Origin of the sequence: Zunongwangia profunda SM-A87, assembly GCF_000023465.1 — a bacterium.
GTDB classification, from domain to species: domain Bacteria; phylum Bacteroidota; class Bacteroidia; order Flavobacteriales; family Flavobacteriaceae; genus Zunongwangia; species Zunongwangia profunda.
On sequence record NC_014041.1, the window covers coordinates 790,583 to 804,456 of the forward strand.

Below are 13,874 nucleotides of genomic sequence, written 5' to 3' on the forward strand. Positions count from 1 at the left end.
CTTGAAAAATGAAATGTATCTTTTGTTCAAAAAATTCTAGCAACTCAAAAAGTGTTGAGCATATAATTCCTGAATCTTTAGGGAATAAAAAGCATATTTTAAGGAAAGGAATTGTGTGCGATGAATGTAATCAATATTTTGCCAAAAAGATAGAAAAGAGAGTACTGGAAATGCCATATTTCAGAGATGTTAGGCATAGAAATTTTATAGAGAGTAAAAAGAGAAGAATACCTGTTTCTAAAGGAATTATTGGAGGCGCTGTTGATTTAAAAAAAAGAAAAGATTTTGGAACAGAAGTGATTGTCAATAGTCCTGATATTTTTCAAAAAATTCTCAATGGGGAAGTAAAACATATGATTATACCTGTAAACGATCAACCAATTGAAGATAATAAATTGATCTCACGTTTTATTGCTAAAATTGCAATTGAAAGTGCAGCTCAAACATTTTCTTCAAAAAAAGGATGGAATAATTTTATAATTAATACTCCAGAATTTAAAGAATTAAGGTATTATGCAAGATTTGGGGATAAACTTGATATGTGGAACTATTCACAGCGAAGAATTTACAATGAAACAGACAGATTTTTAAATCCAAAAGTTTCAGATGGGCCATATGAAGTACTTCACGAACAAAACTTAGTTTTTTTACGAGATCGGGAACTCTATTTTGTTTTGGTTTTATTTGGTATAGAGTATGTAATTAGTATTACAAATCCAAAAATCGATGGATATAAAAGTTGGTTGATAGAAAATAATAATAAATGTCCGATTATTGAAAAGAATGAAAGAGATACAATTAAAGGGGAAAGATATTTTTAGAAGAAAAATTATGATGAATAAATACTTCAATTAAAAATCAATCAATTTTTTTAAAGGAACTTCCAATCCCTTTGCAATTTTTATAAGTGTAAGTAAACGAGGATTGGTTTTTCCGTTTTCAATCATATAAAGCTGTGTTCTACCTATCTCACAATCAAAGGCAAAAGTTTTTTGATCTAAGCCCTTTTCCTCACGTAGTTGCTTGATTCTAGCACCCAGTTTTTCGAAATATTGTTGTTCTTTCGTGTTCACTATACCGAATTTCAACAATTTTTTTATATCTTGTGTTCGTTATTCCGAACAAATAAAAATGAGTCAATTTAGAAAATTAAAAATTTACAGTAAGTTTCGTACCCGGCGGTGGGATAATACAACCGTTCCCGAAATTCGGCTTCAAGGAAAATGGCTGGAAAATTTAGGCTTTAAAGAAGGCGCTCAAGTAAAGATTAAAGAACAACACCATCAACTCATCATCACCGTTCTTCAGCAAAAAAAAGAAGGAACTAATCACACATAAACTATGGTTTCAACTTAAAAGTCTGTGGTCATAAAACCACCACTATTTTTATACAAAACCATTATAGCAAGCTAAAAAAATTATAAAAGCGTAGCATAACACATATTTAGATGATCGGCCTACTTTTTAGTTCCGTAGTAAAACAAAACAATTCCGCCGCGTTGGATGTGGAGGATGGCCTAGCGTAGCGTTTGCCATCCGCAGGATAAGGAATTTGGTGTAGTTTTCAAGGATATAAATAAGCCTAGTCCTTCCTGCCTGCCGGCAGGCGAGTTGGTTTCTTTTGCTTGTCCTGAGCTTTTGTCGAAGGGTTGGCAATGAAAAAAAGAAAAGGATTATGAATAGGATCTTTAATCTGATAATGTATTGAAAAGCATAATCTAGAGAATAAGATTCTATCTAGTTAATCAACATTTCGACTCCGCTCAATGTGACAATTCAGAGTAACGACATTTAGTGATGATTCATTTCATAAATTCAGTATAATTTTTCACCCATTTTGCGTTATTGAGTTGATTTTTACAGAAAATTTATATCGAAATGTTCCCAAAATGGAATTTCAAAAAACCACCACAAAAACAAACCGCTTCAATACCCATTGGGAGAAGCATTTTTTTAATTCATCTTCAGTTTCTACATTGATGATTGAAAAATTCTTCATTTTAGTTAGTTTTCGTGTTTTAAATGGGTAGAGATCCCAATGCGGTTCCATAAATTGATGGTACCAATCTGCATAATAATTTGCGCGATTTCATTCCCCGTAAAATGTTTTTGTGCTGCTGTATACGTATCTTCAGTCAGGCCTTTTTGTTGAATATGGGTGATTTCTTCCGTCATTTTCAGCAATACGTTTTCTTTCTCATCAAATAGCGGAGATTCCCACCAGGCACTTAAAGCAAAAATCCGTTGGTGGGTTTCCCCATAGCCTAGCGCATCTTTCGTATGCATTTCTATACAGTAAGCACAGCCATTGATTTGAGAAGTTCTGATTTTGATCAACTCCTTTTCGATATCAGTCAGGCTGGTAGTCGCTAAATAGTTTTCCAAGCCAAGCATTGCTTTGTACGCTTCCGGTTCAAGTTGTTGAATGTTAATTCTATTTTCCATTGTATTTATAATTTGAAATGAGTCTATCGAATAGGGTATAGGCATAGCCAAAACCAATCCCTAAACCTAAACTGAGCATAAGCATAGGCAGATTGTTTAAAGAATCTGATGGATAGCTAAACCAGGCGGTCATCCCTAAAAAATAGGTGATGAGATTATTAAAAAGTTTCAGTTTAGTCACCCAGTAGAGGAGCGTTACGATACCAAAAACTGAAAGCAATACTCCAAATTCTGGGGTGTACGTGTTGAGGTAAATTGCGAAGATATTGATGAAATACGCCAATAACATTCCCGCAGTTTCCTCCAAAAATGAAATTAACGTAGTGGTTTTAGAGGTACAGAAAAGAGCATACGTACTCCAACCTATAAACAACACCCAGGCCGGTAGTTGTAGTAAGATACAGACGTAAATCGATAAGGCGGCCAGAAGCCCTAATAGAATCGATTTTAAACTATCTTTTAAAGTGATTTCCATTGTTGATTTGTGTTGCATACAAACCTACAGGGAATACAGGTGAATATTCTTAATCTAGATTAAGAAGCAAAGCGCATTACATTTTGGAGCGGATTTTACTAATAAATTCTGGCGTTACCCCAAGGTAGGAAGCCAACATATATTGAGGAACACGTTGCGTGAATGCAGCATTCACTTCTATAAAATGCCGGTACTGTTCTTCTGAAGATAAACTAAATAGAAATTCAAGTCTTTTCTGAAAAGCCATATAAGCCCGTTCCATTACCATCCTGAACAAGCGTTCGGTTTTTGGAAGTTGTTGACAAAGCTGTTCAAATTTATCTAAAGTTAAGCAATATACTTCGGTAAGTTCAATCGCTTCAATAACCAGATGTGAAGGCGTATCATTCAGCAAGCTTTCGTAATTGGAAATCCACCAGTTGTCGATACCAAAATGATAGATCTGCTCTTTACCTTTTTCGGTATAACCATACATTCGAACACATCCTTTTTTGATATAAAATCGGCTTTGACACCGCTCTTCGTAGGCCAATAATTGCGTTCCGGGAGCAAAGGATTTCGTTTCCAGGTAAGATAAGAAAACAGTATATTCTTCTTCAGATAGGCTAATGTAGCGTTGTACGTATTCTTTTAACGACATTGGTTCAGATCATTTTTTGTCAGATAAATCTCATTACAAATATACACGGGTAGGGACAATAGTTCCCATTTCGAATTTTAAGGGGTGGAGGTTTTTACGGAAATCAGGGATTTAATAAGTATTGTTCCTCATAAATTTTTCAGCCTTTAGCGCAAACCCTAAGGAATGTTGTAGGTTTTTGGTTAGATTTATAAATTCATATAACACAACTTGTGGTGTTATAGAGATGTTGTGCAACATTTTGAAAAACTCAAGAATGGAATTAGAATATCTGAATAGTATTAAAGGGCAGTTTGAATATTATAAATCTGTCGGAGAAAAAACATTCAACCAGCTTGATGAAGATGATTTTTTTTGGCAATTTAACGAAGAATCAAATTCAATTGCGATAATTGTGAACCATCTTTGCGGAAATATGAAATCACGTTGGACTGATTTCCTTATTTCTGACGGAGAAAAAGAATGGCGGAATCGTGATTTGGAATTTGAATCTGTGATTAAAACAAAAGATGAATTATTAACAAAATGGAATGATGGTTGGAAAAGCTTATTTGACGCTTTAAATTCTGTAAATAAAGAGAATTTTGAAAAAGAGATTTTTATTAGAAATCAAGCTCATTCTATTTTAGAAGCAATAAATCGACAATATGCCCATTATTCATATCATATTGGACAAATTGTTTATGTCGGGAGAATGATTAAAGGAACTGAATGGAAAAGTTTGACAATCCCAAAAGGAAAATCATCGGAATTTAATAAAAAAAAATTCTCGAAAGGAAAGCACGATGGACATTTTTCAGATGATTTAAAATAAAGAAAAAACGTTGCACAACAATGGTAACCATTGCACAAGTCTATATTTCTAAAAAAGAGCGTTATCCTGATTTTTTCGTAACAGGTAAGTTGTTGTTTTTAAGTTATATAGTATTCTTTAAAACTGCTTTAAATTCGAAGTTTGCTTCAAAAAGAACTTGTGCAACAGGCACAATGCGTATAGCCAATTGCGGCTAATTACTTATTCGATATTTGATGTTTTTAGTTATATTTATTTTTAAGCGGACAACACATTGTAAACCAATCCCCGACTAGCCATACTAAAAACCGTTGGCAGCAATTAAGATTTCATACTACGGCGAGCCTGAAGAAGGTTTCAATGTCTCAGAATTTAAAGGTAGGTTTCACGTTTTTGACTACAAAAAACAGGAATTGACAAATGTGTTTTATTATACTGAAGAATTCTACTTGGAAAAAGTTAAAGCAGAATAACCCAAACCCTTTACAATTAATTGGAAAGTGCTTATTTGTAAATTAGGTACAAATATTGTACATTTACTTGTACAACATAAAGTACAATAAATAGTGATGATGAAGGCAATAACAATTTCCACGCTGCGTAAGAATATAAAAAAACATTTCGACTATGTTTCAAAGTCAATGGGAGTAATCGTTGTACCAAGAACTAAAGGAGATGATGCTGTAGTTATAATGTCTATTAGCGAGTATAATTCATTAAAAGAAACCGAACACCTATTATCTACAAAAGCCAATAGAAATAGACTAATGGAATCTATTGAACAAATGGAAAAAGGAGAGTTAATTGAATATAATGATGAAGAAATAGAATTAGCTCAATAAATGAATATCGTTTTTACGACACACGGATGGGAAGATTTTACATACTGGTTAGAAAATGACGCTGATACTGCAATTAAAATAAAAAACTTATTAAAGGAAATCAAATCAAACCCTTTTAAAGGAACAGGAAAACCAGAACCTTTAAAACACGGACTTAAAGGTTTTTGGTCAAGAAGAATAACAGGAGAACATAGGTTGGTTTATAAAGTATCTGGGAAAAAAGGCATTGACCAAAAATGCACGATAATTCAGTGTAGATTTCATTACGATGATAAATAAAAGCCAATTACCAAAAATGCACAACAACCGCAAAACCAAAAAAAGGACTATCTCATAAACTGTGTAAATAGAAAAATAACAGGGGTCGCGACCCCTGTTATTTTTTTTGTCTAATTTTAAATTTTACACAGTATGAAAAAAGAAGATTTATTTAGCGATGAATTTTTAAAGCAGTTCAAAAGTGGAGATGAGCTCAATGGCTTTTTAAAACAACTGCAGAAACGTGGCATTGAGAAAATGCTGGAAGGCGAATTGGATGGCCATCTAGGCTATGATAAAAGCCAGAAATCCGACAATCCCAACACCCGAAATGGTTTTGGTCAAAAAAGGGTTTGCACCTCTTTTGGGGAATCCCAGATCCAGGTCCCCAGAGATCGGGATGCTTCTTTTAATCCGATGATTGTCCCCAAACGTGGCAATATGGTCGATGGGATTGAAAATGTTATTGTATCGCTGTATGCCAAAGGAATGAGCAATAGCGATATCGAAGAACAGATCAGGGAAGTTTATAATTTTGAGGTTTCCACATCCACCATCTCAAGGATTACCGAAAAGGTTACCGAAGATATTGTGGCCTGGCAGAACCGTCCTTTAGAACCCGTATATCTTATTGTTTGGATGGATGGGATCGTATTCAAAGTACGGGAGAACTCCAAGGTGATTAACAAGACCATATACATAGCAGTAGGACTTCGCAGAGATGGAAAGAAAGAAGTTTTGGGACTTTGGTTGGGCAAAAATGAATCTGCAGCCTTTTGGATGAGTGTCCTTACCGATATAAAATCCAGGGGAACTGAAGATATCCTTATCACGGCTACCGACAATCTAAACGGGTTTACCGATACTATCAGGAACGTATTCCCTGAGTCCAAAACCCAAATCTGTGTGGTGCATCAAATACGTAACGCTTGCAGGTATGTGGTATGGAAGGACAAAAAAGCCTTTACAGCAGATATGAAGCATATCTACAATGCACCTAACCAGCAAGCTGCTAAAGCTGCCCTGGATGATTTTGCAAAGCTATGGGAAAGTAAATATTCTTATGCTATTAAAAGTTGGAGGGACAACTGGGAAGACCTCACGATATTCTTTGAGTTTCCCCTGGAAATAAGAAAAATCATTTATACCACGAACCTTATCGAGAACCTCAATGGGAAAATCAGGAAGTATACTAAAAACAAACTGTCTTTCCCGACAGATGAGGCAGTGATGAAATCAGTATATTTGGCTACAAGGGAAGCCACTAAGAAGTGGTCAATGCCTATCAGGAACTGGGGCATTATCTTAAATCAGTTCCTTACGATCTATGAAAAAAGGGTCAGACTTTAAAAAGTCCAACCCCTGTTATTTTAACTTTACACACTTTGCGGGATAGTGTCCCAAAAAACAGCCAAATGGACCAAATCAGAAAGTTTATTGATCATATTTCTCCAATAAGCGATTCTGATTGGGATTTTTTCTCTTCCAAACTAAAAGAAGTACCCTTTCACAAAAACACCACCCTATTAAAAACCGGAAAAATAGAGCAGCATTTATCTTTTATTGCTAAGGGAATCGTTCGCCTTTATATCCCAAAAGAAGAAGCCGATGTAACCTTCGGGTTTTTATTTGAAAACGAATTTGTAACCGCCTACGATTCCTTTTTAACCCAAACTCCTTCTGAATACCAGATAGAAACCTTAACCGAAACCATTTTGTGGCAGATTTCCCATAAAGACTTGCAAGAAGTCTATAAAAAGACCACCATCGGGAATATTATTGGCCGCAAAATGGCTGAAAATATGTATCTAAGAAAATCGAAAAGAGAACTTTCCTTATTAAGTCAAACCGCAGAAGAACGATATCTAAGCCTGTTTTCTGATAGACCAAAACTATTAAAGCAAATTCCCTTAAAATATATAGCTTCCTATATTGGCGTAACCCCACAAGCCTTAAGTAGAATAAGAAAACGTATTACTTAACCTAGGTTCATTATTTCTATTTCCGCTTTACAGAACTTTGTATTTCTATAAATTAAGAAATATGAAACCATTAATTGTTCTGTTAGTAAGTTTTACCCTCGCTTTATTGATCATAAAACTGATAAGTAAAACCTATGATTTTAGAAGATCGGCAAGAATTGCAATGGCCCTAATGTTGGTATTTACGGCAATTGCGCATTTTGCATTTACCAAAGGAATGGCGATGATGATCCCAACATTTATACCTTATAAAACCTCCGTAGTTTATGTAACCGGAGTCTTTGAAGTTTTACTTGCCATAGGTCTCCTAATACCTAAACTTAAATATATAACCGGGTGGGCACTTATTCTCTTTCTTCTCCTCATACTACCCGCTAATATTTATGCATCCATACATCAAGTAAACTATCAAAAAGGCACATTCGACGGAAATGGACTTACTTATTTATGGTTTAGAATTCCATTGCAATTGTTGTTTATTGTCTGGACTTATGTTAGTACCATCCGAACATAACAGAAGGAAAAACCGATAGCTAAGATTTATAAAAATTTTGATGATTCATTCTCGGCCTACTTTTTAGTTCCGTAGTAAAACAGAACAATTCCGCAGCGGTGGATGCGGAGGATGGCCTAGCGTAGCGGTTTGCCATCCGCAGGATAAGGAGTTGTTGTGGTTTTTATCATTTTGGGTCATTGAGTGAATTTTCACAGAAAATTTATATCGAAATGCTCCCAAAATAAAAACTATAGAATTTAATGTACTATAGCAATAGTATGATTTATTGATCATCCATAATTTGAAATTTTTCATAGCGAAAATAAAAAACGAGTTAAAAATGAGGATCGCGTGAATGTTTCCAGATTTAATAATACCAATTCTAACTTTTTATATATTGGTAGTTCTACAACAAATTTGGGATGAATTAAAACCTATTTTTGGAAAGAGAAGTGGCTTGTAAAATTTTTATTAATTTTATTAAAGATTAAATAAGTAAAAAACACTAAATAAAGAAAGACCATCCTTTTCAGAAAACACAAATGTTGAGAAGTTTTAAATACCTAATTTTCATAGGAATAGTTACTACAAGCTGTTCGAGTTCAAAAAAATTGAACTTATGGACAAAACAATCAAAAATTGAAGAAGTCAGGAATTTTGAGTCCCAATTAAATCCAAATTCTGAATTTTTAAATCAAAACGTCAGTCTTTCAGAAAGTATTTATCCAAGAGTAAAGGAATTTGAAATGGCAAATCCTTTAATAGTCAAAAGAGAAAAGGAGGGATTATTACCTGTTTATGTAGAATATTTTTATTCGAAACCAGACTCGGTTATAAGATATGTAAGTTACGATTGGGAAAACAATCGTTACGGAAATTATTTTGATAGGAAAAAAGATTGGGAATTACAAAGCAAGAAACTAGCTGAATACAATGCAGAATATGATCGGATTAAAAAACAACTCACTTCGAAATTTGGGCAACCAATGGAACAGGATAGTCAGCCGCAAGAAGTAAAATCAGAGGATGGTAGGCCAAGTTATTTGTTGAGAAATACTATTTGGGAATCAGACGAAAGATTTATGAAATTAAATATGATTTTTGGAGCTTCAACTTATCGAATCCGTTTATATTATTACTGGAAATAAAACCTACCACTTCTGTTAAAAGAATATAGCATAGCAGACATCATCATCGCCAATCCCAAAGAAAAGCCTTTCTATGTGGGTACATTTCAAGGAACAGAAGATCCCGATATCCAATGGCCCCATCGCCACGATTTCTATTCGCTCGTTTGGTTTACCAAAAGCACCGGCATCAACGTCATTGACTTTCAGGAATACCACATCCAACACAACAGACTATTTATAATGCGACCAAAACAAGTCCACAATTGGTCCTATTCAAAAAACTCCAACGGCTACATTGCCATTTTTGATAAGCACCTTTTTAAAGAACTAACAGATGTTCCAGAACAGGCTTATTTTGATCTTTCCGCTAAAAACACAGCGGTGCTCCAACCCACTTTTGAACACCTTATTCAAGAATCAAAGCATACCGATCAATTAAGCCAAAAAACAATCCTTCAGGGAATTTCATATATCCTGCTTCAACTAAAAAGATTAGCACAGGAAGCCCCACAAAACAATACTTTCCCCTCAAAAGACCTTCTAAAGTTTTCAAAATTAGTCGCACAAAACCTCGGTAAAAATCTTTCCGTAGCCCATTATGCCGCTCAGCTCCATATAACCGTGGATAAACTCAACCACATCTGCAAGCAGCATTACGCACAAAGCCCTAAAACAATCATCCTCGAAAAGAAAATAACCGAAGCCAAACGACTGCTCTATTTCACTGATTTATCCGTAAAGGAAATCGCATTTAGGTTAGGCTTTGAAGACAGTTCCTATTTTTCAAGAATCTTCAAACAAAAAACAAGTCTTTCCCCCACACAATTTAAAAGTACCTAAAAACCCCGAAAAAGTCCTGTCCATAAACACCTTCCCATCAGTAGTTTTGTATAAAAACAAAATGAAAAATCTTTCAATTTTCATCATCATTTTGAGCTTTAGCTTAAGCGGATATGCCCAAACCAAAAATCAAATAGCAATGGACAGCACAAAAACAGCACGATTTAACAGAGGTTGGAAAAAACTAAAAGAAATTGACGGACAAGCAGGCGTAAACGTCATCGAAAGCCTAAAAGATATTTCGCCCGATTTAGGAAAATATACCATCGAATATCCCTTTGGTGATGTCTACAGCAGGGAAATTATAGACCACCGCACCAAAGAAATCGCCGTCGTCGCTGCGTTAACTGCGATGGGCAATGCACGACCGCAATTAAAAGTCCACATAAACGCCGCTTTAAATGTTGGCGTCACCCAGGAAGAACTCGCAGAAATTATGATTTTAATGTCGGTTTACGCCGGTTTTCCTTCCGCTTTAAACGGAACTTCTGCCCTAAAAGAAGTACTGGCAGAAAGAAAAGCACAAGATTAAAAAATTCTCATCTTACTACTTTCAGCTAAAGAAAAAAGTTTTTAAATATCACTGTATTTACAAATTATCCATTAAAACTTTCTCCCGTTATGGAAAACCGTAATGCCTATGGCTTGGGTATGCTTAGTTTTAGCAATGAAAATAAACACGAACAAAAGCGATATGATGGAATTAAATAAATACCTCAATGAGTCACAAGATCCAAAAACAGTAGAAAAAGTATTAAAGAAAATTAATGAACTACTCACAAGAAATGAGAATGTTGAATATGTTGCAGTTCAGAAAAAGCCGGCTGTAAATTTCTCTCCAGACTCTGTAGCCCTAACGAATAAGCGTATCATATTCTGTAGGCCAAAAACTTTTGGACTTTCAATGGATTTTCAAGATTTCCTATGGAAAGAAATAGCAGATTGTCATATCAAAGAAGGAATTATAGGCGCAACCTTTACCGCAAAAAAAGTTAAAGGAGGAGGAATCATTTCAATGGATTATTTGCCCAAATCCCAAGCCCGACTTTTATATAGGTATGCTCAGGAACGAGAAGAAGAAATGGACGAATATAGACGACAACGAGAATTGGAAAATTCCAGAGCTAGAGCAGGAGGAGGAATCACCGTGAATACTTTAAATGACAAGAAACAGGAAACTGAAAAGCAAAACGACCCTCTTGAAAACCTTAAAAAAATTAAAGCAATTGTTAGAACAGGATTTAATAAGTCAGGAAGAATTTGACAACAAAAAAGCTGAAATGCTATCGAAATTGTAGCAATGACCTTGCTGACTGTGATTTAAGAGGTTTACATAAATTAAAAAGGATTAAATAATGGATTTATATTTCGAAACAACAGCGCCAACCAGTTTAAAGAATGATATAATTAGTTCTATTGAAGATGGAGAATTACGGACTTGGTCAATTTTAGAAAGAGATGGAATTAAATATTTAAAGCATACAAAGCAATGGGGAGAAAAAGGAGTAATAAAACTAGAAATTGACTCTAATAAAAAATATTTGATTTCAAAAGTACTTAAATTTAAGAATACAAATGATGAAGTGAAAGACTTCGAAGGTTATTATTTAGGAAGGTTCTGTGAATTGATTTTTGTTAATTTTCCTAGTCGATTTACTAAAATCGAAAAAAAATAAATTTATTTTGATCATCCATAATTTGCAGTAATGCTTATTTGCGTCATTCCGGGCCTGCCCGTCCGGCAGGCGGGCTCGACCCGGAATCTCATACTGAATTTTTAAAAAAAATAGACCTTGAAGATGAGATCCTGAATCAGGCCCGCCTCGCCGGCAGGCAGGTTCAGGGTGACGATACCTTGTGATGCTCCATTCCCGGACTATTTTTTAGTTCCGTAGCAAAACAAACCAATTCCGCAGGATAAGGAGTTGTGATAGTTTTTGTCATTTTGGGTCATTGAGTGAATTCTCGCAGAAAATTTGTATCGAAATGTCACCAAAATAAATAAGCGACAGGGAGCTTTATAGATTTCAATTTAAAAAATATTCTAGGGTCCTTAAGTCCATTGGCAACTTTAAGCATCAAATTAATCTAGCAAATACTATAGTGTTTTCAGCATCCAGATGTTACAGGAAGAATGTCCTGAATTTCCCAAACGTTCATCCAAGCTTTTAAAACCCAGTTTTTTGTACCAGGAAACCGCATTGGAAAATTCCGGTAAGCTTTCCAGGTAAAGTTCCCGGTACCCAAATTGCAGGGCAGAATCCACAGAAGCCTCCATCAATTTTTTTCCTAAACCTTTTCCACGAGCTTCTTTGCCGATGTAGAATTTAACCAGTTCGGCACAGCCCTCAGGTAAGCCTTCCGTAGGATATACACCACAACAACCTACGATTTCACCTTCGTCTTCAGCTACCCAAAGTTCAGCTTTTTCTATTCTGAAGCATTCATAAAGACTATTCGTTGCCGCATCAGAATACACCGTTCCTTCTTTTGGTGCATGATATTCTTCGAACACGCTCTTAATCAAGGTGGCCACGGCTTTATTATCGGTTCTTTTTATTTTTCTAATTTCCATTACTGCAGTTCTAATTTCATATGGTTATGCGGTATGCCTACCTCTGTAAAGGTTTCACCGTAAGTGGTAAAACCTGCTTTTTTATAAAAGTCGACCGCATAGTGTCGGGAATGGCACTGAATCTCTTTTAAGGATTTACTTTTGGCAAAAGTGATGATTTCCTTAAGCAATAACTGACCTACACCTTTTCCCTGAACATCGGGATCTACCGCCATTTGTATCAATTGCGCTAAGGATTTATGTTCTTCAGAAGGAACAAGCACCGCACAGCCAATTACGTTGTCATTTTCTAGTGCTACAAAATGCCAAGAGCGCTCGTCGTGCATCTCCCAGGAATGATCGGGAATCCCGAGGGGACGGAGCAATACTTTATTGCGAAGCTCACGCATCTCCTGATAATACGGAGAATGGATATTTATATTTTTTACACGGATCATAGCTGAATTTTAGTATAAGATGTTGTATATTACTTGACAAAAGCAAATATAATTAAAAATACTTGATTTAGGCAAGTAAATTTTATGAAGGAGATTGAAGTTATACATAGCATTCGAAAATTCAACCGTAATTATGTAAGAAGTATTGGCTTGTTAGAAAAAAGCTTTTTAAACACGGGGTATTCGCTTACCGAGTCTCATATTTTGTATATCGTTAAAGAACAGGGCAAGACCACCGCTACCGAAATTAATAAGGTATTGAATTTAGATGAAGGTTATTTAAGCCGAATCATCAAAAAACTGATTTCAAATTCGATATTGACCAAAGAAAAATCAAAAGACGATAAGCGCATTTTTAAAATTAGCTTAACCGAAAAAGGCATCAAAGAACAACAAAAGCTCGACGATTTATCTTCCGATTCTGTTGCCGGTATTATTTCACATTTATCCCTTCCTGAACAGGAAGAATTGGCCCATTCTTTTAATAAGATCATGGGCTTGTTGTATGGGGAATGAGTTGGGGATAGTATTTTTATTATAATATTGATTTTAATTGGTTTCTAGGAAAGATGCAATGACATGTCTGGATTAAAATTCACCGATTCAGTTTCTAAAATAAAATGAAGCTTTCCATATTTATTCTCCCTTCTTACATTTTCAATCGCAATTTTTATAATTGAAATTTCTGACTACTTCGCATATTTGTTAAAGAAATGCTATTAATTATTAATATTGATTTTCAGGATTCCTTCTGAATTATATCAAATTTTTTTTCATTCTACTTTTCTATCAGATCTTAATTCCTCAAATTTTAAGTTCTCCAATGATTTAGCTTATAATTCTGTAATTATTTAAAATGCTTTAATTGAGTGTATTAAGTGTTGATTTCATTTTATTTTAGTAGAAGATAACATATTTATTTTCAGTAATGTAACCTAGCGTAAAGTAATTGTAACAACTA

At 34.8% G+C, this 13,874-nt stretch carries 21 protein-coding genes; 15 read left to right on the forward strand and 6 right to left on the reverse strand.

Annotated elements, in window-relative coordinates; all coding sequences use genetic code 11:
* The first annotated feature begins 8 nt into the window (after nt 1-8).
* Nucleotides 9-821, forward strand: a complete 813-nt coding sequence (locus ZPR_RS03490) for an HNH endonuclease (protein ID WP_049771413.1) — start codon at nt 9-11, stop codon at nt 819-821.
* A 30-nt stretch (nt 822-851) separates the two neighbouring features.
* Here the strand turns inward: ZPR_RS03490 and ZPR_RS03495 are convergent, their stop codons facing one another.
* On the reverse strand, nt 852-1,073 hold the full coding sequence (locus ZPR_RS03495) for a helix-turn-helix domain-containing protein (protein ID WP_013070227.1): 222 nt from the start codon (nt 1,071-1,073) through the stop codon (nt 852-854).
* 58 nt (nt 1,074-1,131) lie between these two features.
* Between ZPR_RS03495 and ZPR_RS03500 the strand changes: the two genes are divergently transcribed.
* Nucleotides 1,132-1,338, forward strand: a complete 207-nt coding sequence (locus tag ZPR_RS03500; RefSeq protein WP_013070228.1) for a SymE family type I addiction module toxin — start codon at nt 1,132-1,134, stop codon at nt 1,336-1,338.
* 666 nt (nt 1,339-2,004) lie between these two features.
* Here ZPR_RS03500 and ZPR_RS03510 read toward each other — a convergent pair.
* The 3 genes from ZPR_RS03510 to ZPR_RS03520 all read right to left on the reverse strand — a co-directional run bounded on the left by ZPR_RS03510 (nt 2,005) and on the right by ZPR_RS03520 (nt 3,560).
* Entirely contained in the window at nt 2,005-2,445 is a 441-nt protein-coding gene (locus ZPR_RS03510; protein WP_041578648.1) for a carboxymuconolactone decarboxylase family protein, read from the reverse strand.
* Nucleotides 2,435-2,920 carry a DUF1097 domain-containing protein gene (locus ZPR_RS03515; protein ID WP_013070231.1) on the reverse strand — a complete coding sequence of 162 codons (486 nt, stop codon included), beginning with the start codon at nt 2,918-2,920 and terminating at the stop codon, nt 2,435-2,437. The genes ZPR_RS03510 and ZPR_RS03515 overlap by 11 nt, the downstream gene beginning before the upstream one ends.
* A 76-nt stretch (nt 2,921-2,996) precedes the next feature.
* Nucleotides 2,997-3,560 carry a Crp/Fnr family transcriptional regulator gene (locus ZPR_RS03520; protein WP_013070232.1) on the reverse strand — a complete coding sequence of 188 codons (564 nt, stop codon included), beginning with the start codon at nt 3,558-3,560 and terminating at the stop codon, nt 2,997-2,999.
* Between the two features lie 256 nt (nt 3,561-3,816).
* On the opposite strand from ZPR_RS03520, the gene ZPR_RS03525 reads away from it, so the two are divergent.
* The 12 genes from ZPR_RS03525 (at nt 3,817) to ZPR_RS03575 (ending at nt 11,577) form a co-directional block, all read left to right on the forward strand.
* Nucleotides 3,817-4,374, forward strand: coding sequence for a DUF1572 family protein (locus ZPR_RS03525; RefSeq protein WP_013070233.1), 558 nt, complete (start codon nt 3,817-3,819; stop codon nt 4,372-4,374).
* Between the two features lie 548 nt (nt 4,375-4,922).
* A complete protein-coding gene (locus tag ZPR_RS03530; protein WP_201765798.1) occupies nt 4,923-5,195 on the forward strand; it encodes a type II toxin-antitoxin system Phd/YefM family antitoxin in 273 nt (90 codons plus the stop codon).
* Nucleotides 5,196-5,474, forward strand: a complete 279-nt coding sequence (locus ZPR_RS03535; RefSeq protein WP_013070237.1) for a Txe/YoeB family addiction module toxin — start codon at nt 5,196-5,198, stop codon at nt 5,472-5,474. It abuts the gene before it with no gap.
* Between the two features lie 132 nt (nt 5,475-5,606).
* A complete protein-coding gene (locus ZPR_RS03540; RefSeq protein ID WP_013069803.1) occupies nt 5,607-6,803 on the forward strand; it encodes an IS256 family transposase in 1,197 nt (398 codons plus the stop codon).
* A 65-nt stretch (nt 6,804-6,868) separates the two neighbouring features.
* Entirely contained in the window at nt 6,869-7,435 is a 567-nt protein-coding gene (locus tag ZPR_RS03545) for a Crp/Fnr family transcriptional regulator (protein WP_013070238.1), read from the forward strand.
* 61 nt (nt 7,436-7,496) lie between these two features.
* A complete protein-coding gene (locus ZPR_RS03550; protein WP_013070239.1) occupies nt 7,497-7,949 on the forward strand; it encodes a DoxX family protein in 453 nt (150 codons plus the stop codon).
* 593 nt (nt 7,950-8,542) lie between these two features.
* Nucleotides 8,543-9,079, forward strand: coding sequence for a hypothetical protein (locus tag ZPR_RS03555; protein WP_013070240.1), 537 nt, complete (start codon nt 8,543-8,545; stop codon nt 9,077-9,079).
* 75 nt (nt 9,080-9,154) lie between these two features.
* Nucleotides 9,155-9,901, forward strand: a complete 747-nt coding sequence (locus ZPR_RS03560) for a helix-turn-helix domain-containing protein (protein WP_187288256.1) — start codon at nt 9,155-9,157, stop codon at nt 9,899-9,901.
* A 61-nt stretch (nt 9,902-9,962) separates the two neighbouring features.
* Nucleotides 9,963-10,433, forward strand: a complete 471-nt coding sequence (locus ZPR_RS03565; protein WP_233421354.1) for a carboxymuconolactone decarboxylase family protein — start codon at nt 9,963-9,965, stop codon at nt 10,431-10,433.
* Between the two features lie 162 nt (nt 10,434-10,595).
* Nucleotides 10,596-11,165 (forward strand): PH domain-containing protein, encoded by a 570-nt coding sequence (locus ZPR_RS03570; protein ID WP_233421356.1) that lies wholly within the window; start codon nt 10,596-10,598, stop codon nt 11,163-11,165.
* Nucleotides 11,146-11,199, forward strand: coding sequence for a hypothetical protein (locus ZPR_RS23645; protein WP_233421405.1), 54 nt, complete (start codon nt 11,146-11,148; stop codon nt 11,197-11,199). Before ZPR_RS03570 ends, ZPR_RS23645 begins: the two co-directional genes overlap by 20 nt.
* A gap of 57 nt (nt 11,200-11,256) precedes the next feature.
* The gene (locus tag ZPR_RS03575) at nt 11,257-11,577 is read left to right on the forward strand and encodes a hypothetical protein (protein ID WP_013070245.1); all 321 of its coding nucleotides are present in this window, start codon (nt 11,257-11,259) and stop codon (nt 11,575-11,577) included.
* A gap of 422 nt (nt 11,578-11,999) precedes the next feature.
* Here ZPR_RS03575 and ZPR_RS03580 read toward each other — a convergent pair whose 3' ends face one another.
* Nucleotides 12,000-12,476, reverse strand: coding sequence for a GNAT family N-acetyltransferase (locus tag ZPR_RS03580; RefSeq protein WP_013070247.1), 477 nt, complete (start codon nt 12,474-12,476; stop codon nt 12,000-12,002).
* Complete coding sequence (locus ZPR_RS03585; protein ID WP_013070248.1) at nt 12,476-12,913, reverse strand: GNAT family N-acetyltransferase; 438 nt, start codon at nt 12,911-12,913, stop codon at nt 12,476-12,478. Before ZPR_RS03585 ends, ZPR_RS03580 begins: the two co-directional genes overlap by 1 nt.
* Before the next feature lie 84 nt (nt 12,914-12,997).
* Between ZPR_RS03585 and ZPR_RS03590 the strand changes: the two genes are divergently transcribed.
* Entirely contained in the window at nt 12,998-13,429 is a 432-nt protein-coding gene (locus ZPR_RS03590) for a MarR family winged helix-turn-helix transcriptional regulator (protein WP_013070249.1), read from the forward strand.
* Nucleotides 13,430-13,874 lie beyond the last annotated feature (445 nt).

Bases quoted from the DNA above. Each gene is read 5' to 3' on its own strand.
- ZPR_RS03590 (WP_013070249.1), top strand. From the start codon at position 12,998: ATGAAGGAGATTGAAGTTATACATAGCATTCGAAAATTCAACCGTAAT.
- ZPR_RS03515 (WP_013070231.1), bottom strand. From the start codon at position 2,920: ATGGAAATCACTTTAAAAGATAGTTTAAAATCGATTCTATTAGGGCTT.
- ZPR_RS03530 (WP_201765798.1), top strand. From the start codon at position 4,923: ATGATGAAGGCAATAACAATTTCCACGCTGCGTAAGAATATAAAAAAA.
- ZPR_RS03510 (WP_041578648.1), bottom strand. From the start codon at position 2,445: ATGGAAAATAGAATTAACATTCAACAACTTGAACCGGAAGCGTACAAA.
- ZPR_RS03580 (WP_013070247.1), bottom strand. From the start codon at position 12,476: ATGGAAATTAGAAAAATAAAAAGAACCGATAATAAAGCCGTGGCCACC.
- ZPR_RS03550 (WP_013070239.1), top strand. From the start codon at position 7,497: ATGAAACCATTAATTGTTCTGTTAGTAAGTTTTACCCTCGCTTTATTG.
- ZPR_RS03575 (WP_013070245.1), top strand. From the start codon at position 11,257: ATGGATTTATATTTCGAAACAACAGCGCCAACCAGTTTAAAGAATGAT.
- ZPR_RS03545 (WP_013070238.1), top strand. From the start codon at position 6,869: ATGGACCAAATCAGAAAGTTTATTGATCATATTTCTCCAATAAGCGAT.
- ZPR_RS03490 (WP_049771413.1), top strand. From the start codon at position 9: ATGAAATGTATCTTTTGTTCAAAAAATTCTAGCAACTCAAAAAGTGTT.
- ZPR_RS03535 (WP_013070237.1), top strand. From the start codon at position 5,196: ATGAATATCGTTTTTACGACACACGGATGGGAAGATTTTACATACTGG.
- ZPR_RS03585 (WP_013070248.1), bottom strand. From the start codon at position 12,913: ATGATCCGTGTAAAAAATATAAATATCCATTCTCCGTATTATCAGGAG.
- ZPR_RS03565 (WP_233421354.1), top strand. From the start codon at position 9,963: ATGAAAAATCTTTCAATTTTCATCATCATTTTGAGCTTTAGCTTAAGC.
- ZPR_RS03500 (WP_013070228.1), top strand. From the start codon at position 1,132: ATGAGTCAATTTAGAAAATTAAAAATTTACAGTAAGTTTCGTACCCGG.
- ZPR_RS03540 (WP_013069803.1), top strand. From the start codon at position 5,607: ATGAAAAAAGAAGATTTATTTAGCGATGAATTTTTAAAGCAGTTCAAA.
- ZPR_RS03570 (WP_233421356.1), top strand. From the start codon at position 10,596: ATGATGGAATTAAATAAATACCTCAATGAGTCACAAGATCCAAAAACA.
- ZPR_RS03520 (WP_013070232.1), bottom strand. From the start codon at position 3,560: ATGTCGTTAAAAGAATACGTACAACGCTACATTAGCCTATCTGAAGAA.
- ZPR_RS03525 (WP_013070233.1), top strand. From the start codon at position 3,817: ATGGAATTAGAATATCTGAATAGTATTAAAGGGCAGTTTGAATATTAT.